The following is a 19,969-nucleotide window of genomic DNA, read 5'->3' on the forward strand; positions in this document are numbered from 1 at the left end:
GTCTTAATGAGGATTACTATTTGTTTTGTGATTGCTGATCTACACCTTGTTGTTTTTGCAGCATACCATTGTAGTTATCGGCAACGGTGTAAGCGCTGTCTTCAACATCCTGGCACTCGTACAAACGAGGGCGCTGGAAAGCCGGACGCTGGGTGGCGGTACCACGGCCTTTAGCCTCAATCATTTTTTGGATGATGCGGCCTTCATCAGCTTTCATGGCTTTTTGGCGCTCGGCATCTTTTTCGTAATCCCAATAAGGAACGCCGTCTACATAAGTTTTTTCGGCAACGGCATAAATAGAGAGCGGATTATCAGACCATAATACTAAATCGGCATCTTTACCGGGTTTAATACTGCCAATTCGGTTGTCCACATGCATCATTTTAGCCGGGTTCAAAGTAACCAGTTTTAAAGCATCCTCCTGGCTTAACTGACCATAGGTTACCGCTTTGGCAGCTTCCTGATTTAGACGGCGGGCCATTTCGGCATCGTCAGAGTTAAAGCCGGTCAGTACGCCAACTTCGTGCATTAGTTTACCGTTGTACGGGATAGCCTCGGCTACCTCCATTTTGTAAGCCCACCAGTCGGAGAAAGTAGAACCGGCAATTTTATGGGCCTGCATTTTGTCGGCTAGTTTGTAACCTTCCAAAATATGGGTAAAAGTATTAATCTTAAAGCCCATTGAATCGGCCACATGTATCAGCATGTTAATTTCTGATTGCACGTAAGAGTGGCAGGTAATAAAGCGTTTGTTGTCCAGAATTTCAGCTAACGCTTCCAGTTCCAGATCGCGGCGGGCAGTACTGTTTTTACCGGCACGGGCAGCTTTGTATTCTTTGGCGCGGGTAAAGGCATCTACATAAACCTGCTCAACCCCCATTCGGGTTTGCGGAAAGCGCATGTAAGCACTGCCAAATTGCTGCGGCACGTTGCTTTGCTTTACGTTTTCGCCTAATGCAAATTTGATGAAGCCATCGCTACCTTCAAATTTTAGCTGCTCGGGAAGTACACCCCAACGGTGTTTCATTAATTGCGTTTGGCCGCCAATAGCATTAGCCGAACCGTGCAGAATATGCGAAGTAGTAACACCGCCAGCCAGCTGACGGTAAATGTTGATATCATCGGCATCCAGTACGTCAGCAATGCGAACTTCGGAAGTAACCGACTGCGTACCCTCATTGATACCACCTGTAGCGGCAATATGTGAGTGCTCATCCACAATACCGGCCGAAATATGCTTACCTGTAGCATCAATTACCTTAGCGCCACCGGCAGACAAGTTTTTGCCTACGGCTTTAATTTTACCGTTTTCAATCAATACATCAGCACCTTTTAAAATACCTTCTTTTTCGTTGGTCCAAACAGTTGCATTCTTAAACAATACCGTTTCGGCTTTCGGAATTTCGGTATTACCAAAAGCAGTAAACGGATAAATTACCGGACCTACCGGCGCTGGCGCACGATTGCCCTGTGCACCGCCACGGCCTGCAAAACCACCATTGCCGGCAGGCGCTGCGCCCGTATAAGTAGCCGTCCATTTGGTTGAGGTTCCGTCAGGCATAATACCATCGCCTCGCAAAGTGATTGGCGATGCAGATGCAATGTAACCGCCCAAACGGATGTTACCTGATGGTTTGTTTTTGAAATCAAAATACAGATTCACCAAATCGCCAGTACGAGTGATGGTACCACGGGTGCGGGCACTATCGGCTCCGGAACGAGAAAGGCTCACTTCATAGCTGCCCGGTGTACCGCTGATAGTAAGCGTTGATGCCGGCAGGTTAGTACCGCTTAGCGTATAAGTACCACGCAAATCGGTCAGTTCCATTTTGCTGATCGCAAAACGGCTACCACCGCTCCAGGTTTCGTAAATAACATTATCAGCTTTGAACAGCTCATTTGAGGTAATCATAAAGTTGGCCATTTTGCCTTTAGCCAGCGTACCTACTTTATTGCTTACGCCCAGCATTTCGGCCGGAATTTCGGTTAATGAACGCAAAGCCTGTTTTTCAGTTAACCCGTAGCTGATGGCAGTACGGATATTTGTCCAAAAATCGCGCGCGTTAGTTAAACCAGCTGAAGTGATGGCAAAACGTACACCCGCTTTTTCCATAGCAACAGGGTTAGTTGGTGCCAACTCCCAGTTTTTCAATTGCGCATAGCTGATGTTGCGGGCCTCAATCGGATCTTCTACATCATATGCGGCAGGGAAGTTAACAGGGATAATAAAGCTGGCATTTAAAGCTTTGATAGCGGCGATGCGCTGATACTCCTGACCTTCGGTTTTGTAAATATATTGCTTACCAAACTCCTTGGCAATTTTATCGGCACGCAGTACACTTTGCACATCGCTTACCTCAAAAATTTGCGGCAGGGTCTGCGTACGATTAAATTCGGCTAATGAGATATTATATTCTTTGCTTTGACCTTTATACCATTGCGCATCATAATAAGTTTGACGCAGCAACGCGATACTGCCCATTAGCGATGATGGATAATTGGTAGCTGCAGTACCTTTACTGAAAGAATAATGCGCAGCTGCCTGATCGTTCAGCATTACTTCGTTGTCACGATCATCAGCCAGTGTAACTACTACCGATGTACCGCGGGCAATGCCATCTTGTACAAATGACTGCACGGTACCAAAGCCATTTCTTTTCAGCTCTTCGGCACGGGTAGCATTTACATGAAACAGCGTTTTAGCGTTAACATCCGGACGGATGGCCTCGTTCCAGCCATAAGCACCGGGTTTTGTGGATACCGGTACTCCAGAACGGCCTCCAAAGCCAAATCCTGTGGTTTGGCGTGGCGCCTCGGGCATACCATAAGTAGTAAAGGCATCAACCAGCGCCGGGTAAATATATTTACCCTTCAAATCAATAGTTACATACCCTTTAGGTACACTGACGTTTTGGCCAACGGCTTCAATCAGTTTGTCTTTAACGAGCAGGGTACCATTGGTAATGGTTTGCCCGGCACTTACCACAATGGTGGCATTAGTAAAAGCATACTGCCCCGACCGCACATCCCACGCGCCGTTTACCGGAAAAGTTTCCTGCGCACGACTGAGGTGTACCATCAAAAGGGCAAAACAAACAAGTAAAAGTTTTTTCATTTTGCGATTGTGAATAGTTTCCTCTAAAGATATTTAAAGATTTTATTTGAGTGCCAGTTATTTTTTAATAACAATACGTTTGTTACATGTATTTTCAACAAAAAGCACTGCAAAAACTTCATAATTTTAAATAATTGCTAAAAACGCTATACCAAAGCAAACAAAATGGCTTGTTCGCATACCCGGCAAACCAAATTTTACCTAGTTACGGGTAAACTCACATCGCAGGCTGCTTTACGCATACATCCCATACATACTTTAAAGCTCTTTATAGAGATGACTAGAATATCGTATATTCGTCGAAAATTTTAATTTGATATGAACGGCTACGAAATTGTAAAATACTTACACTCCGGATTTCGCTTTGTAGTACTACTGTTGATAGTACTGGCTATCTTAACTGCACTGGCTGGCTGGTTAGGCAAAAAAGCTTACACTCAAGGTAACCGCAAGCTATACCTGTTTGCCATGATATCGGCACATACGCAATTACTTATTGGTATTGCTTTATACTTTTTAAGTCCGTTTGTGCAATTTGGCAGCAATACCATGAAAGCGCCCGACATCCGTTACTGGACCGTTGAACACTTAACCATGATGCTGGTAGCCATTGTATTGATTACCATCGGTCATAGCAAATCTAAAAAAGCGGTATTGCCCGAAGCTAAACACCGTGCTGTGGCAATTTTTTATCTGCTGGCAGTAGTTATAATTGTGGCCGCTATTGTGCTGGCTAAGCGCCCTTTACTTGGCATCACAGCTTAAGAAAATATTTTCACAAAAAGTTTGCATTGTATATATTCTTTATATATTTGCTGATGTTAAATATGACAAACAAAGTACATAACTTAATCTGGTGGCACCTGAGTAATACAGGCAGCCGGACAGTTTGTGCATAACTACAAAAAGAGATTAAGCAATTATAAACCAAATTTGAAACCCGGCGCAACCACGCCGGGTTTTTTTGTTATAACAGAATTTTGGAACTGATGCAAAAATTTAAACTAACCACTACATACAAAAAGCTATTAGCCGACACGACCACGCCGGTAAGCATTTACCTGCGGTTGCGGGATGTGTTTCCCAACTCACTGTTGCTGGAAAGTTCAGACTATCACAGTCGCGATAACAGTCTAAGTTATATTTGCTGCCAGCCCATCAGCGGACTGGTGCTTGATGAAGGCACGCTTACCCAAACCTATCCTGATGGTAGCCGCCGGGAATCAGCAGCCGGTACATTTGAATTGGTTAGTTGCATCGACGAATTTTTGAAACAGTTTGAAACCGATGTATTACCTCTTAAGATAGCATCAAACGGCTTATTCGGTTATTTTACGCACGAGGCGGTAGAACATTTTGAAACCATCCGACTAAAACAGGCGGACGAGGATCCTCGCCGGATACCTACCATACAGTATCATATTTACCGATACATCATTGCAATAGATCACTTCAAAAACGAACTGTATATATTCCAGAACCAATTGGAAGGTGACGACGAAAAAGGCATTGAAAAAATAGAATATCTAATTAAAAACAAAGACTTTCCGGAATATCACTTTAGCACTAAAGCCGAAGAACAATCGAACCTAACGGATGAGGGCTTTATGGACTTAGTGAAAAAAGTGAAGCAGCATATCTTCCGTGGAGATGTGTTTCAGATAGTGCCTTCCCGTGCTTACTCGCGCGCCTTTTTAGGCGATGAGTTTAACGTTTACCGGGCCCTGCGTTCCATTAACCCTTCACCCTATTTGTTTTATTTCGACTATGGCAACTTTCGCATCTTCGGATCATCACCCGAGGCGCAGATTACTATAAAAAATCGCGTAGCCAGCATTTATCCTATTGCGGGCACATTTAAACGTAGCGGCGATGACGAAAAAGATGCAGCAGCAGCCCGTGCGCTGGAAGCCGACCCTAAAGAATCGGCCGAGCACGTGATGCTGGTTGATTTGGCACGTAATGACCTGAGCCGCCATTGCGAACAGGTACACGTAAAATCGTTTAAACAAGTGCAGTATTACTCGCATCTTATTCACCTGGTATCGCATGTAAGCGGCAAACTACGGCCTGATGTATCGTCGTTTAAAATTGTGGCCGACACTTTTCCGGCTGGTACGCTAAGCGGTGCACCAAAATTCAGGGCCATGGAAATTATTGACGAGAATGAGAATATTAAACGGCGCTTTTACAGTGGTGCCATTGGCTACCTAGGATTTAACGGCGATTTTAATCACGCTATTATGATCCGGTCGTTTTTAAGCAAAAACAATGTATTGCATTACCAGGCCGGCGCAGGTATTGTTGCCGACTCTGTGCCCGAAAGCGAACTGAACGAAGTGAATAATAAAATTGCCGCCTTGCGGAAAGCAATGGAAATGGCCTGTGAGTTGTGAGTTGTGAGTTGTGAGTTAAAGAGAATTTGGTATAGATTAAAAGGTTTTTGAGATGAGTAACAAGATATTAATTATAGATAATTACGATTCGTTCACTTATAACCTGGTGCATTTGGTAAATGAACTGGGCTTGGATTGTGAAGTATGGCGTAACGACCAGTTTAAGCTGGAAGATGTGGAGCAGTTTGATAAAATCATTTTATCGCCAGGACCAGGTATACCATCCGAAGCGGGTTTGCTATTGGATGTCATTAAAACTTATTCGCCCACTAAAAGCATATTTGGGGTATGCCTGGGCCAGCAAGCTATTGCCGAGGTATTTGGCGGGCAGTTATATAATTTAAGCCGCCCGATGCATGGCATTGCCACGCCGGTAAAAGTAACCGACCAAGACGAGCCCTTGTTTAGCGGGCTGCCTGAGCAAATTAATGTTGGACGCTACCATTCATGGGTCGTATCAAACGAAGGACTACCCGAAGAACTGACCGTGACCGCTATCGACGAAACCGATAACTCGATCATGGCCCTGCGCCACAAAACTTTTGATGTGCGCGGCGTACAGTTTCACCCCGAATCGGTATTGACGGAATATGGCAAAGAGATGCTGAGCAACTGGTTAGCCACTCCACAACGCCCCAAAGCGGAAGTTACTGAGTAAACGGATTGACCTGCTCGATATGATATTAAATAACTTTGCGTTACATTAATTAATCAAAAGATTCCCCTGTTGGGGTTAAAAGGATTATGAGTATTTTAGATACCATCGTACAAAAGAAAAAGAAAGAGGTAGCAGCATCCAAGATAGTTACCCCCTATATACATCTGGAAGAACGCGAGATGTTTTTGCGCGAGCCGCTATCCATGAAAGAGTTTCTGCTTGATCCGGCACGCACCGGCATTATTGCTGAATTTAAGCGTAAATCACCCTCTAAAGGCATTATTAACGATCAGGTAAAAGTACAGGATGTAACGCAGGCATATGCAGCAGCTGGTGCATCGGCCATATCTGTACTTACCGACCGCCATTTCTTCATGGGTGCTAAACATGATTTGCTTAATGCCCGTAAAGTAAACGACATCCCTTTGCTGCGCAAAGATTTCATGATTGATGAATACCAGATTGTAGAAGCCAAAACCTTGGGTGCTGATATCATCCTGCTTATTGCGGCCATCCTTACCCCTGCACAAATCAAAAGCTTTGCGGCATTGGCTAAAGGCATTGGGCTAAGCGTATTGCTGGAAGTGCATAACTTGGAAGAACTAGAACGCAGTATTGACGATAATGTGGATGCCATTGGCGTAAACAACCGCAATCTAGCCGACTTTACGGTATCGGTAGATACTTCTTTTCAATTGGCCGAACATATTCCTGACAGATTTTTAAAAGTATCCGAAAGTGCCATCAGCAACCCGGAAACCATCAAGCAACTAAAGCAAGCGGGTTTCAACGGCTTTTTAATTGGGGAGAATTTTATGCGCCAGACTGATCCGGGCTTGGCTATGGAAGAGTTTGTAAAGGCTTTAAAGTAGGGAAAAATAGAAGCAAGAGCCAAGAAACAAGAGCTAAGATTTAACCCCATCGTCATTGCGAGAAAGTTGTGGCTTACATAGTGGCCGTGAAGCAACTGCGTGAGTTATGCTACTATTACTGGTTTATGCATTTTGAACCTCCTGTAATGGCAATTTAACTTCCTTTGTCCGCTCTATTGCCGCGGAGGCTAGTTACTTTGCCTTAGATGCAAAGCTAACCAAACATCAAGGCAGAAAATAAGCGTTCAGCCGCACAGGCAAAACACCCTGGCCCGCATTTTCTGCCAGCCTCACGCACCTTTTGTAGTCTGGTTTAGAACTTTCGTTCTTTTTTTTTCTCTCTCCCCCTTGTCATGGCGAGCGTTAGCGTGGTCATCCCTTCCCTTGCTCATCCACGTTGCTTGTCTCGCGAAGGGATTGCTTCGTTCCTCGCAATGACAAAAACTACTTGATATATTTAAACATACATTCTGCCAATCCTCCACCAACTCCAAGCAACCCGCGTTAAGGATTGCAGCGGATACCGGCCTTGTGGCTAAGGCCTGCAGGCGTATGAGCGAAAAGCCTGACCCGTTAGGGAACGCTGATATAAAAAAAGATATAAATTGAGGCTTATCTAACAATGCTGATCCAAAAGCCCCCTGCTAATATGGCATTCTAGTTTATTATAACCGCCATTTCAACGGGTTTTAGTAACTTGGCATTTACATTGTTATATTACTGTTAATGAAACAAAAATTTTATGATACTGCAATAAAGCAGGAAACCGCTGTTTTGGTAGGTATCATTACACCTAATGAAACCGAAGAACAGGAAAGGGAATATTTAGAGGAATTGGAGTTTTTGGTGGAAACGGCTGGTGGAAAAACCGTAAAAACGTTTACCCAAAAATTACAGCGGCCCGAACGTGCCACCTTTGTGGGTACCGGTAAACTGGAAGAAATACAGGCTTATGTAAAAGCCGAAGAAATAGATATGGTGGTGTTTGACGATGAACTATCGCCATCGCAACTGCGTAATATTGAGAACGAACTACAGGTAAAAATACTGGACCGAAGCAACCTGATATTGGATATTTTTGCCAACCGTGCGCAAACGGCACAGGCTAAAACCCAGGTGGAACTGGCCCAGTTACAATATTTACTACCACGACTAACCCGCTTGTGGACTCACTTGGAGCGACAAAAGGGTGGTATTGGTATGCGTGGTCCGGGTGAGTCGCAGATTGAGACTGACCGTCGTTTAATTTTGAATAAGATATCGTTGCTGAAAGACAAGCTGAAGGATATTGACCGTCAAAATGAAACGCAGCGTAAAAACCGCCATCAACTGGTGCGTGTGGCTTTGGTGGGTTATACCAACGTAGGTAAATCTACTATCATGAACATGCTGTCTAAATCTGACGTGTTTGCCGAGAATAAGTTGTTTGCTACGTTAGATACTACGGTGCGTAAGGTTGTGGTAGATAACCTGCCGTTCCTGCTGTCTGATACTGTAGGGTTTATCCGTAAACTGCCTCACCACTTGGTAGAATGTTTTAAATCGACGTTGGACGAAGTTCGCGAGGCTGACGTGTTAGTGCATGTGGTAGATGTATCGCATCCTAATTTCGAAGACCAGATTAAAACCGTGAATGAAACCTTGAAAGATTTGGGTGCCATTGACAAACCAGTAATTACGGTATTCAATAAAATTGACGCTTATCAACCGGTACAAACGCATCCCGAAGATCCGGCTACACCGCTTACTATTGAAGAATTTGAGCACAGCTGGATGGCAAGCAACAATAGTCCGGCGATATTTATCTCGGCCTTGAAAAAAGAGAATGTGGATGAGTTCCGTAAATTGTTGTATGACAAAATCATAGCCATACACACCGAGCGCTATCCGTATGACCAACTGTTGTATTGATTTCAGATTTAAGAATACAGATATAACTTTAATTAGTTATTGAGCCATGTTTAAGTACATGGCTTTTTTGTTTTTTATTAAGGCAAAACTGACAATGTCATTTCGAGTGCTAGCGAGAAATCTTTTAAAAGCGATTAACTTGTATCATTTTAAAAGATCTCTCACTATCGTTCGAGATGACAACGTTTTTGATCTTATCTGATTTTTCTCATACATCTCAGTAAAAATCTTTTCTTTGCAATTGAAATGAGCAACGAACTCACCGACCGTAAATTCTGGGCAAACTACTGGGAATCAAAAAAGGATCTGGCTTTTGATGTACCGGCTAACTATACTTTCCATCAGCTGTTTAAAAAACTACTGGGCAATAGGTCTATCCAATCGGCTATTGAATTGGGTGGCTTTCCGGGATATTATGCCATTTTTCTAAAAAAGTATTTCGGGCTGCATACATCGTTGTTCGATTTTTATGTTCACCAGCCTATTCTAAAAGAAGTACTTTCCGCAAACGCTCTTACCGAAAAGGACGTAAAAGTTATTGAGGGTGATCTATTCAGCTACCAACCCCAGCAGCAGTATGACTTAGTACTATCCTGCGGATTAATTGAACATTTCAACGATACTCAAGATGTGATCAGCCGGCACCTGTCTTTCTTAAAGCCAGGTGGTACGCTGTTTATTACGCTTCCCAACTTTACCGGCGTTAATGGCTGGGTGCAGCGTAGCTATGATATGGATAACTACAACAAGCACAACATCAACAGCATGAACCCATCTTCGCTGGCGCAATACTGCCGCGAGCTGGGTTTAAAAGATGTGGAAGCTTATTATTACGGCCATTTCTCTATCTGGCTCGAAAACCGCAACCAGCAAAGCGGCCTTACCAAAGCATTTTTGAAACTGCTTTGGCTAACAGGGAAAGTAGCTACGAAGATTGTACCTGTTGAAAGTAAAGCCTTATCGCCTTATATAGTGGTGAAGGCAGTGAAGTAGGAAGAATAGAAGTAAGAGCTAAGAAACAAGAACCAAGATTTCAGTTATCGTCATTGCGAGACAGTTGTGGATGGCGTAGTAGCCGTCGAAGCAATCTCGTCGTTCCTACGTAGTGAATTAGTTTGAGCTATACTTATTTAGTGCTGCTAGTTTAACTACATTCAGTGGTTGCTTACTTATTGCAGTCTGCTCATTGCCGCAGGGGCTAGATACTTTTGTCATAGCCACAAAAGTATCCAAAAAGGCCTAGCTGTTGCGATCACCTCTCCGCCCGCAAGGCCATAGCTGGCCCGGGCGCAACAGCGGGCCTCCGCGCTTCTTTTCGTTTTCTTTTACATTGTTTCTTATATAACCTAAAGCACTGGCAGAACGAGTCGAAAAAAGAATCGGCATTCAGCTTCTTTCGGTAGCTACTGACTTATGTAGAAGTACTGACCTAAGTAGAAAGAAGGTGCGGCCGAGAGCTTTTTCTTTTGGTTACTTTTCTTTTTTGCGGTAAAAAAAAAAGTAACTTCCACAGGCTGTGGTATAAGTACTTTACCCATGCTAACAGGGTACAGCAATAACACATAGCACTAACCTCGCAACTAATGCACAACTCTACCTTACCAATACTTCGTTTTAATCTTCACTACAAACCGCACTCCTCTTTGCCATAAATTACCCTTGCGTTTTTTAAGGAATTGCTTAATGGCCTGATAGGCTACTGCATCCTCTTGTATTACGGCAGGATATTGGGTTACCGGCTGCCGGGTCATGTTTACCTGATAGATATCTTCATTGTTGGAGTGCACCCCTGTGCCATCATGCCCAATGTTTTGAATGAGCGACTGCGAAGGGTTAAGCGTTAAGCCAGCCCGTAAAAATATAGACGCGTACCATCGTATAGCCCATGAATTGTTTTTGCCAGACTTAAACTCCATCATTTGCTTCCAGAAATTCATGGTGCTTTCAATAGAAAACTGATGCACTTTGCCTGCATCAAACTGCTGCATCAATTTATCAATATCAGGCTCAAAATACCGCCAGGCGCGTGCCCAGGTAGCCCAACCCCAACTGGTGGCTGCACGGTAAAAAAAGGTTTGCGGCAGGTTAGGCGTTTTTAAATCGTACATATAAGCGCCGATGTGCATGACTTGGTCTTGATCGGCATAGCGATCAAGCGCTTCATTAAAGTAATCGAGTGTAAAAGGCGAGGACAGCAAATCATCTTCAAACACTATTACTTTACCGTATTCATTCACCAACTGTGTTACGCCATTGATGATAGAATTAGCTAAACCAACATTTTGCTCTCGCCTAATAAGCCTGACCGATTTGAAACCGGTTACGTGCTCGGCCAGTTGTCGCACTTCATCTACCTTGGCATTGTCGGCATCCGTTTTAGCACCATCCGAAAAAATATACAAGCGCGACTCCTCAGCCAGCACATTCTTTTGCAAATAGCTGAGTGTGCGGCGGGTGTGGTCGGGCCGGTTGTAAACAAATAGCGCTATGGGTGCCAGGTTTTGCATAGTGTGTGTTAAAATATTTTGGTTTGGGCTGATGCTTTGCTACATAATACGGTATAGGCATTGGCCAGCTGTTCCTGCATCTTTTTACCCATTAAGCCAGCCATATTTTTTTTGATGGCAAATTCTGCTGATATTTTTAAATCGGTAACGAAGCTTTTAGATTTTTTTTGGTTGATATAGGTATTAAACCGGGTAACCTCTGGTTCTATCATCGAGGTTAAATCTTTTACAATTTCAAAACCTTCGGTACGTAACAAATAGCGTAAAGATGTTGGCGTATACACATTAATGTGTCCATATGCCAAAAAGTGGTTAATCCGCTTGTCTACATCGGGCTTATAATCGCGCGGTACTTCAATTACACACATTTTGGCCACGCGCTTAATTTCGCGCAGTAACATACGTTCATGCTCCACATGCTCCAGCACGTGCGACAGAATGATCAAATCAAAGCTATCATCTTCAAAAGGCAAGTGATAGCCGTCAAACACCTGTGCCGATTTTAAGTTGACAATATTGCGCGACAGAATATATTCCACCCCACTACCTGATATCTCGACCGCATGCAATTCAAGCGCAAAGCTTTGTTCCGACAAATGTTTGAGTATACTACCATCACCAGCACCTACCTCCAATACTTTTTGGAAACTGCGGCCCTGGCAAACCTCTAAGATATGCTGCGCCTTGTACTTAGCGCCCAGCATGCGCCAGGCTTCATCGTGCTCTTTATAAAATCCGTCATACGCGGTTTTATAATCATCGCCAATTATTTTTTCGGGCATAAAAGATAGCTCTATAATCTTTTAATTATTTGATTGTTTTATCGTATTTAAAACTTTGCCGAGTCGGCTTTACCAAGACGTTCGTGCAAACCATCATCAACAGCAGTAGCCAATTTTTTATACACAGCTTTTTGACCATTAATGATACTGATAAATTTAAGCCAGTTCATCAGTAAAAATTTATTTAGGTTAAAAATAAATTTACTTTGGGTAGCTACCCGGTTATAAAAAAAGATTCGGTTACGTACATGATAATATGTACGAAACGACCATTGATCCAGCAAAACTGAGGAAAACACACCCTTAGGCTTATATCCTACTCCTTGCGATTTATCTACATCCGTTACCTGACATGCCGGCACCAGCCATATCACACCACCAGCAGCCGTAATACGGTACGAAAATTCAGAATCATCTACATACAGGTAAAACCGCTCATCAGGGTAACCAATTATATCTATTACATTTTTTGGCAAAAATAGTCCGCCATATGGCACATAAGGTAAGGCTGCATATTTTTGGTAAGCCTTGTTGCTCACGTTTTGCTTATCCCGCCACTTTTGTAACTGATTATAAGGGATACGGAATACGTTAAATCCCAAAAAATTATTGGGCACCAGATAATAGCGTTTCGGATCTTCGCCCTGTGCTATTTTGATATGCGCTTTACGATCAGGGCGGAGACTGTATAAAGCCGTTATGGCATTTTTATATTTTAGCTCGGCAAAGGCTTGCAAAAGTACTTCTGCGAAATTGCCATCAGGCACATTATCATCATCCAGCAAAAAATAAAAATCAGCATCGGTATGTTCATGCGCATAGGCAAGCGCTGCTTTATAGCCACCGGCAGACCCTAGGTTTTCTGCAAAATCTAAAACATTCAACCTGTTGTCGCCCAGAGCGCTTACTTTCTCAGTTACATTGTAATCAGACGCATTATTCACGATCACCACGTTGCTTACCTGCTCAAAACCGAGCACCCGTTCAATAACCTGGCTCAAAAAATTCCACCTGTTACCGTAAGTTACCGTTAGTACACTGATTTTATGTTTTATGTTTGCCATAAATTTTGTCAAAAATATTACTTTATCTTACAATCCGATTTACAGCAACATCTTAAATGGGCGTTATCCAGCAACAAACTCTTAAAAGCTCCTTTTATAATTATCTGGGCATACTCATTGCCTTTCTATCACTTTATCTAATACAACCCCATGCGTTAACAAAAGAGCAGGTTGGCTTAACCGGTTTATTACCTAGTTATGCTTTGCTGTTTGCTCAGTTTGCCATGCTAGGCTTTAACGGCACCACCCGGTACTTTCCTTATTTCAGGAATGAAGAAAAGCAGCATCATGGTTACCTGTTTTTATCATGCGCGGTAGCTGTAGTGGGCACGTTGTTGTTTATGATAGCGGCCTATGTGTTTAAGGATGACATTATCAGCCAAAAAGCCCAGAAATCGAACCTATTTAAAGAGTATTACTGGTATTTGGTACCGCTTACTGTTTTTACGCTGTTTTTCAATGTGTTTAACCTGTATGCTCGCATGTTGTATGATGTAGTTACAGGTACGTTTTTAAGCGAGTTCATTAAACGGGTATTTATTCTTATTCCGCTTGCTTTGATTTATTTTAAGGCCATTAGCTTCGAACGGTTTATGATACTGTGGCTGGTGGCCAATATATTGCCTACCGTTTTACTGATGGTTAAACTGGTTTACAACAAGCAATTTCCACTACGACCCGATTTCAAGTTTTTAGACAAGGAAATGGCCCGTAAGCTATTAAACATCTGCCTGTTCGCTATTTTAACCGGCTATGCACCTATTATCCTACAAAACATTGATACCTATTTCATCAACAAAAACTATGGTTTGGCTGGTGCTGGAATTTACACTTTGGCTTTCAATCTAACCAATATTATTACTGTGCCCACCAAGGCTTTATATGGCATAGCGTTTACTGTAGTGGCGGATGCTTGGAAAAACAATAACATGAGCCAGATAAGCGAGTTATACGAGAAAAGCTGTATCAACCAGCTTATCAGTTCACTTATTATTTTTATACTGATATGGGCCAATATCGATTTTATCTTTCACTGGCTTCCAAAAGGGTACAGCTCGGGCCAGTACGTGGTGTTTTTTGTAGGCCTAGGCTTTGTAATTGATTCAGCTACAGGTATCAACGCCATTTTAATAGGCACATCCCGCTATTTTAAATACGATTCGTTCTTTTATGTGTTGCTTATTGGTATCACTATTGGGCTAAACATTCTTTTAATACCTAAATATGGATTAACAGGCGCTGCAATAGCTTATGCTGCCGCACTAATTATTTTTAATTTTTTCAGATATCTTTTTATTCTGCTAGTATTTAAAATGCAGCCGTTTACGCTAAAGGTACCGACAACAATTATTATTATGCTAGCTGTTTACTTTTTGGCCGCGTGGCTGGTTCCAGCTAACAGTAACTGGATATTGAACGCTTTTTTAAGAAGCACATTGATAACCGTGCTGTTTGGAGCAGCGGTATACTTTTTAAATTTATCAGCCGATATAAACCGGGTGGTTAATCAGGTGCTTTATAAAGCAGGCATTTTAAAAAGCAAGTAATTTATACATACAATGATTTTGCAGCCACAAAAAAAAGCCCTGTGTATAACACACAGGGCTTTTTTTATAGTAAGTTTTTAAAGCTTAAGCTTGTGCAAACTTTTTAGCGTTAATTTTTCTTTCGTTCTCGTTCAAATATATTTTACGGATACGGATACTTTGCGGGGTTACCTCAATGTACTCGTCAGCCTGAATATACTCCATTGATTCTTCTAACGAGAATTTGATGGCCGGTGCAATACGCACGTTGGTATCACTACCTGATGCACGCATGTTGGTTAACTGCTTACCTTTGGTTAAGTTGATCACCAAATCGTTATCGCGAATGTGCTCACCCAAAACCTGACCTTCATAAATATCTACGCCTGGCTCGATGAAGAAACGACCACGGTCTTGCAATTTATCGATAGCAAAAGCAGTAGTTTTACCGGTATCCATAGATACCAATACACCGTTTGAACGACCAGGGATCTGACCTTTCCAAGGCTCATAAGCTTTAAAGCGGTGTGCCATAATAGCCTCGCCACCGGTAGCCGTTAATACGTTGTTACGTAATCCGATAATACCACGTGATGGAATTTCGAACTCTAAGTGTTGTAAGTCGCCTTTAGGCTCCATTACCAGTAAGTCTCCTTTACGCTGGGTTACCAGTTCAATTACTTTACCGGCAACATCACCAGGTACGTCTACAGTTAATACTTCGACAGGCTCACATTTAACACCATCAATTTCTTTGATAATTACCTGTGGCTGACCAACCTGCAACTCGTAACCTTCACGACGCATGGTTTCAATCAATACAGATAAGTGAAGAATACCACGGCCATAAACCAAGTATGAATCCGGCGATTCGGTTTCAATAACTTTAAGCGCCAGGTTTTTCTCCATCTCTTTGTACAAACGATCGCGCAGGTGACGTGATGTTACAAACTTGCCTTCTTTACCAAAAAACGGTGAAGTATTGATGGTGAACAACATGTTCATGGTTGGCTCATCAATGTGGATTACTTCCAGTTGCTCTGGGTTTTCAAAATCGGCAATAGTATCGCCAATATCAAAACCTTCAATACCTACAACCGCACAAATATCGCCCGATTTTACTTCCTGAACTTTAACTTTACCTAAACCTTCGAAAGTGTAAAGCTCTTTGATTCTTGATTTTTGGATAGTGCCATCGCGTTTTACCAAAGATACCGGTTGGTTTTCTTTGATAACACCACGAGCCACACGGCCTATTGCAATACGACCTACGAAAGATGAATAATCTAACGAAGTGATTTGCATCTGCAAAGTACCTTCACTGATAGGTGCCGGTGGAATGTTTTCCAGGATAGCGTCCATTAAAGGGAAGATATCTTCGGTTTTAACTTTATAATCGGTGCTCATCCAGCCTTGTTTAGATGAACCGTAAATTACCGGAAACTCTAATTGCTCTTCAGTAGCATCTAAGTTAAAGAACAATTCAAATATTTGCTCGTACACCTCTTCAGGGCGGCAGTTTTCTTTGTCTACTTTATTAACAACCACAATAGGTTTTAAGCCTAAAGCCAAAGCCTTTTGAGTTACGAAACGGGTTTGCGGCATGGCGCCTTCAAAAGCGTCGCACAGCAACAATACACCGTCGGCCATTTTTAACACGCGCTCAACCTCGCCACCAAAGTCGGCGTGACCAGGTGTATCAATGATGTTGATTTTAATGTCTTTATATCTTACCGATACGTTTTTAGATACGATGGTAATGCCCCGCTCACGTTCCAGGTCGTTGTTGTCCAGGATCAGCTCACCGGTTTCCTGATTGTCGCGGAAAATGGCACAGCTGTGCAGAATTTTGTCAACCAATGTAGTTTTACCGTGGTCAACGTGTGCTATAATAGCGATATTACGAATTTGATTTTGCATGAAATATGCCTCTTGAATTTTGCGCAAATATACGCTTAATTTATTGCATTTGAAAGCTTTGCGCGGAAATTACAAAGTTCTGAGAATTACCGGATAACTTAACAATTAAGGAACATAAACTATTAGCTAAACAATCCTTTGCTTTTAAAGCTCTTATCCGCTAAAAGCCCAGCACAAAAACTTTGACATAGCCTTGCCCCAGGTAGCCGTATTATGCTCGCCGCCTACCACTTCCACGTACTGAATATCAGCCGGGCGGGTATAACCTTTAGCTTCCAGCTCTTTAATTAAGTCAATAGTGTCATCAATTGAGTCAATAATACCATTTTTGTTACGGTCGGCCGTTTCATCTTTGGTGCCGGTTTGCAGCCAGAATTTCAGTTCCGGCTTATTACCGCTTTCGCGAATAACACGATGCATAATACGGTCATCATCTGTATAGCCTTCCCCTAAATCTTTACTGCGCCACCATAATGAGCCCGAGAATACACCCACTTTGTTAAAAACATCGGCGTTATGCCAGGCGGTATCTAATGCCGATAGGCCACCTAATGAAAATCCGGCAAAAGCCGTTGTTTTAAACGACTGAACATCTGCTTCTTTATGAACTGCAGGCAGCAATTCTTCCAATACAAAACGGGCATATAAATCAGCTTGGGCACCGCGTTGTTTAAAGTCGGGCACGCCAGCCACACCGTATTCCTGTATCCTATCAGGGCCGGCCGTTATGGCAACCACCAGTACTGGGTCAATATGGCTGCGCTCATGTAAAATTTGCAGGCAGCTTTGCAGGTTTAAATCTTCTACTTCCTGACCATCATTCAGCAAAAGCAGACTTACCGGTTCTGTACCTTCGGGACGCAATAGCGTGCAGGTTACTTCGCGGTTTAAATGGACGGAAGTTATATTTAGTTTGTGTTCGGTATTATTCATGTCAACAGCAGTTCCAGTCAGCAACTTTATTAAATCCAGGGAGCACAAAAGTACAGGATGTCAACACTTATACATAATTATTTGCCTATTTGTTGCCCTTTTAAAACAAAGCGGCTATCTTACCATTATCAATCTATAAAAACATTTATAAGTTTTGACAGAACAATATCACCGCTGGTACTCTCAATACTTACACCGCGACATGGAGATGCTTGTTTTTGGCACCCATGGCTATCCGGTTATCCTGTTCCCTACATCGATGGGGCACTATTATCAAAACAAAGACCACGGCCTGCTTGATAGTGTGCGTTGGTTTGTAGATAATGGCTTAATCAAAATTTATTGCCCCGATGGTATCGACCAGGAAAGCTGGTATAACAAAAGCGTCCACCCGGCCGACCGCGCCCGCCGCCATGCCGATTATGACCGCATGTTGCACGAGGAAGTGGTGCCCTGGGCTATGCACGAAACCGGCAAATGGAAGGTTTGCACTGCCGGTTGCAGTTTTGGTGGCTATCATGCGGCCAACTATGCTTTTAAACACCCCGAGCGTGTAGCCCATATGTTTAGTATGAGCGGTGCCTTTGATATCAGAATGTTTACCGATGAATATTATGATGACAACATCTTCTACAATAATCCGGTCGATTTTTTACCGGGCAGCAATCAGCCAGAATTGTGGCAAATGAACATCATATTAGGAACTTCAGATAATGACATTTGCAAAGGATACAATTACCAGCTATCGCATATTCTAAATCAGAAACACATAAACCACTGGCTGGATGTGCGACCTAATGCCGACCACGACTGGCCCATCTGGAAAGAAATGTTTCCGCATTATTTATCGACGATAAAATAGAGATAAGCGCTAAAGAAACAAGAGTATAAAATTAAGAATACAGCGTAAAGATTTTTGGTCGGCAACCGGTTTCCGGAACCTGGCCAGTGACAACAGACAACTAAACATCAACACATATCATCACTATGAAAAAAATAGGCATTTTATTTGGGCAAGAGAATACGTTTCCGCAGGCCTTTATAGACCGCATTAACGAAAAAGGCGAGAAAGACATTACGGCTGAATTTGTTCGCATTGACAAAATTTTGCAGGGCGAACCGTTAGATTATGCAGTAATTGTTGACCGTATTTCGCAGGACGTTCCTTTTTACCGCGCCGCTTTAAAAAATGCGGCGATATCGGGCACGGCGGTAATTAACAACCCTTTTTGGTGGAGCGCCGATGAAAAGTTTTTCAATAACGCTTTAGCTGTTAAGCTAGGCATTCCGGTACCTAAAACCGTATTGCTGCCATCGCGCGAGCATCCAACCGGTACCACCGACCAATCGTTTCGCAACCTGGCCTACCCGCTGGATTGGGATGCGATATTTGATTATGTGGGCTTTCCGGCCTATATGAAGCCTTTTGACGGCGGTGGCTGGCGCGATGTTTACAAAATTAGCGACAAAGAAGACCTATGGACTAAGTTTGAAGGCACCGGCGAGTTGGTGATGCTTTTACAGGAAGAAATTGTTTTTGACGATTATTTCCGTTGCTATTGCATTGGCGGCAAGCATGTGCGCATTATGCAATATGAACCGCGTAACCCGCACCACCTACGCTATGAGCATGGCAAAGCCCCGGCTGATAAAAAGCTGCTGAAAACCATTGAAGAATACGTATTGAAGCTAAACCAGTATTTGGGTTACGATTTTAACACGGTAGAATTTGCCGTTCGCGACGGTATTCCATATGCTATTGACTTCTGCAATCCGGCACCTGATGCTGATATAAACAGCGTAGGCCAAGAAAACTTTGATTGGGTGGTTGAAACTGCCGCTACCTACGCCATTGAGCGCGCCAAGCAGCAAAAAGACGGTATAGATAATTTAACCTGGGGTGAATATCTAAAAGCATCGGTAGGTAAAACGCCTTTGGTATCGGCACCTGTTAAGGCAGCCAAAGCTAGTGCACCTGCCGCTAAAGCGAATGTATCAGTTGGTGCTATCGATCATACTATTACCGAGGAGGCTAAGCCAGAACCGGTAGCAGAAGAAAAACCAAAGAAAGCTAAAGCAGCGCCTAAGGCTAAAGCCGCAAAAACATCGGTACCTGCCGCCGCTCCGGCACCAGTTGCTGAAGAAAATGTTGCAACACCGGAAACAGCTAAAAAAGGCAAAAAGGCTACTAAAAAGAAAGAATAAACAGCAACAATATGTCATTGCGAGCGATAGCGCGGCAATCTCGTTGTATTCCTAAGTGAACAACGGAATTGTCATGTCGC

The 19,969-nt window shown here is 43.0% G+C and carries 15 protein-coding genes; 9 read left to right on the forward strand and 6 right to left on the reverse strand.

The features are described 5' to 3' along the window. Positions 1-16: 16 nt before the first annotated feature. Entirely contained in the window at positions 17-3,115 is a 3,099-nt protein-coding gene (locus GPM24_RS03320; RefSeq protein WP_158825312.1) for an amidohydrolase family protein, read from the reverse strand. A gap of 318 nt (positions 3,116-3,433) precedes the next feature. Here GPM24_RS03320 and GPM24_RS03325 point away from each other — a divergent pair, with 318 nt between their 5' ends. From GPM24_RS03325 to GPM24_RS03350, 6 genes are all read left to right on the forward strand, one after another. After that, positions 3,434-3,880 (forward strand): cytochrome B, encoded by a 447-nt coding sequence (locus tag GPM24_RS03325; RefSeq protein ID WP_158825313.1) that lies wholly within the window; start codon positions 3,434-3,436, stop codon positions 3,878-3,880. Between the two features lie 224 nt (positions 3,881-4,104). After that, positions 4,105-5,511 carry an anthranilate synthase component I family protein gene (locus tag GPM24_RS03330; RefSeq protein WP_158825314.1) on the forward strand — a complete coding sequence of 469 codons (1,407 nt, stop codon included), beginning with the start codon at positions 4,105-4,107 and terminating at the stop codon, positions 5,509-5,511. A 52-nt stretch (positions 5,512-5,563) separates the two neighbouring features. After that, positions 5,564-6,169, forward strand: coding sequence for an anthranilate synthase component II (locus GPM24_RS03335; protein ID WP_158825315.1), 606 nt, complete (start codon positions 5,564-5,566; stop codon positions 6,167-6,169). Positions 6,170-6,255: 86 nt separating this feature from the next. Continuing rightward, on the forward strand, positions 6,256-7,041 hold the full coding sequence (gene trpC, locus GPM24_RS03340; RefSeq protein ID WP_158825316.1) for an indole-3-glycerol phosphate synthase TrpC: 786 nt from the start codon (positions 6,256-6,258) through the stop codon (positions 7,039-7,041). Between the two features lie 726 nt (positions 7,042-7,767). Beyond that, on the forward strand, positions 7,768-8,952 hold the full coding sequence (gene hflX / locus GPM24_RS03345) for a GTPase HflX (protein WP_158825317.1): 1,185 nt from the start codon (positions 7,768-7,770) through the stop codon (positions 8,950-8,952). 246 nt (positions 8,953-9,198) lie between these two features. Continuing rightward, positions 9,199-9,945: a class I SAM-dependent methyltransferase gene (locus GPM24_RS03350; protein WP_158825318.1), complete on the forward strand. Its 747-nt coding sequence runs from the start codon at positions 9,199-9,201 to the stop codon at positions 9,943-9,945. Between the two features lie 605 nt (positions 9,946-10,550). Here the strand turns inward: GPM24_RS03350 and GPM24_RS03355 are convergent. From GPM24_RS03355 to GPM24_RS03365, 3 genes are read right to left on the reverse strand one after another with little or no spacing between them, the layout of a single operon-like run. Beyond that, positions 10,551-11,459, reverse strand: coding sequence for a glycosyltransferase (locus GPM24_RS03355; protein ID WP_158825319.1), 909 nt, complete (start codon positions 11,457-11,459; stop codon positions 10,551-10,553). Between the two features lie 8 nt (positions 11,460-11,467). Then, complete coding sequence (locus GPM24_RS03360) at positions 11,468-12,241, reverse strand: class I SAM-dependent methyltransferase (protein WP_158825320.1); 774 nt, start codon at positions 12,239-12,241, stop codon at positions 11,468-11,470. Between the two features lie 47 nt (positions 12,242-12,288). Continuing rightward, entirely contained in the window at positions 12,289-13,305 is a 1,017-nt protein-coding gene (locus GPM24_RS03365; RefSeq protein ID WP_158825321.1) for a glycosyltransferase family 2 protein, read from the reverse strand. A 56-nt stretch (positions 13,306-13,361) separates the two neighbouring features. Here GPM24_RS03365 and GPM24_RS03370 point away from each other — a divergent pair, with 56 nt between their 5' ends. After that, on the forward strand, positions 13,362-14,852 hold the full coding sequence (locus tag GPM24_RS03370) for a lipopolysaccharide biosynthesis protein (RefSeq protein WP_158825322.1): 1,491 nt from the start codon (positions 13,362-13,364) through the stop codon (positions 14,850-14,852). A gap of 84 nt (positions 14,853-14,936) precedes the next feature. On the opposite strand, the gene typA is transcribed toward GPM24_RS03370, so the two are convergent. After that, positions 14,937-16,751, reverse strand: a complete 1,815-nt coding sequence (gene typA / locus GPM24_RS03375) for a translational GTPase TypA (RefSeq protein ID WP_158825323.1) — start codon at positions 16,749-16,751, stop codon at positions 14,937-14,939. 153 nt (positions 16,752-16,904) lie between these two features. Further along, the gene (locus GPM24_RS03380; protein WP_158825324.1) at positions 16,905-17,684 is read right to left on the reverse strand and encodes an alpha/beta hydrolase; all 780 of its coding nucleotides are present in this window, start codon (positions 17,682-17,684) and stop codon (positions 16,905-16,907) included. 202 nt (positions 17,685-17,886) lie between these two features. Between GPM24_RS03380 and GPM24_RS03385 the strand changes: the two genes are divergently transcribed. Both GPM24_RS03385 and GPM24_RS03390 read left to right on the forward strand, forming a co-directional pair. Next, a complete protein-coding gene (locus GPM24_RS03385) occupies positions 17,887-18,546 on the forward strand; it encodes an alpha/beta fold hydrolase (RefSeq protein WP_233268722.1) in 660 nt (219 codons plus the stop codon). A 125-nt stretch (positions 18,547-18,671) separates the two neighbouring features. Beyond that, positions 18,672-19,889, forward strand: coding sequence for an ATP-grasp domain-containing protein (locus GPM24_RS03390; protein ID WP_233268723.1), 1,218 nt, complete (start codon positions 18,672-18,674; stop codon positions 19,887-19,889). Positions 19,890-19,969: the final 80 nt, after the last annotated feature.

The sequence above is a fragment of the Mucilaginibacter lacusdianchii genome (assembly GCF_009770985.1).
GTDB classification, from domain to species: domain Bacteria; phylum Bacteroidota; class Bacteroidia; order Sphingobacteriales; family Sphingobacteriaceae; genus Mucilaginibacter; species Mucilaginibacter lacusdianchii.

Bases quoted from the DNA above. Each gene is read 5' to 3' on its own strand.
- GPM24_RS03320 (WP_158825312.1), bottom strand. From the start codon at position 3,115: ATGAAAAAACTTTTACTTGTTTGTTTTGCCCTTTTGATGGTACACCTC.
- GPM24_RS03370 (WP_158825322.1), top strand. From the start codon at position 13,362: ATGGGCGTTATCCAGCAACAAACTCTTAAAAGCTCCTTTTATAATTAT.
- trpC (WP_158825316.1), top strand. From the start codon at position 6,256: ATGAGTATTTTAGATACCATCGTACAAAAGAAAAAGAAAGAGGTAGCA.
- GPM24_RS03330 (WP_158825314.1), top strand. From the start codon at position 4,105: ATGCAAAAATTTAAACTAACCACTACATACAAAAAGCTATTAGCCGAC.
- GPM24_RS03325 (WP_158825313.1), top strand. From the start codon at position 3,434: ATGAACGGCTACGAAATTGTAAAATACTTACACTCCGGATTTCGCTTT.
- GPM24_RS03365 (WP_158825321.1), bottom strand. From the start codon at position 13,305: ATGGCAAACATAAAACATAAAATCAGTGTACTAACGGTAACTTACGGT.
- typA (WP_158825323.1), bottom strand. From the start codon at position 16,751: ATGCAAAATCAAATTCGTAATATCGCTATTATAGCACACGTTGACCAC.
- GPM24_RS03380 (WP_158825324.1), bottom strand. From the start codon at position 17,684: ATGAATAATACCGAACACAAACTAAATATAACTTCCGTCCATTTAAAC.
- GPM24_RS03350 (WP_158825318.1), top strand. From the start codon at position 9,199: ATGAGCAACGAACTCACCGACCGTAAATTCTGGGCAAACTACTGGGAA.
- hflX (WP_158825317.1), top strand. From the start codon at position 7,768: ATGAAACAAAAATTTTATGATACTGCAATAAAGCAGGAAACCGCTGTT.
- GPM24_RS03360 (WP_158825320.1), bottom strand. From the start codon at position 12,241: ATGCCCGAAAAAATAATTGGCGATGATTATAAAACCGCGTATGACGGA.
- GPM24_RS03390 (WP_233268723.1), top strand. From the start codon at position 18,672: ATGAAAAAAATAGGCATTTTATTTGGGCAAGAGAATACGTTTCCGCAG.
- GPM24_RS03335 (WP_158825315.1), top strand. From the start codon at position 5,564: ATGAGTAACAAGATATTAATTATAGATAATTACGATTCGTTCACTTAT.
- GPM24_RS03355 (WP_158825319.1), bottom strand. From the start codon at position 11,459: ATGCAAAACCTGGCACCCATAGCGCTATTTGTTTACAACCGGCCCGAC.
- GPM24_RS03385 (WP_233268722.1), top strand. From the start codon at position 17,887: ATGGAGATGCTTGTTTTTGGCACCCATGGCTATCCGGTTATCCTGTTC.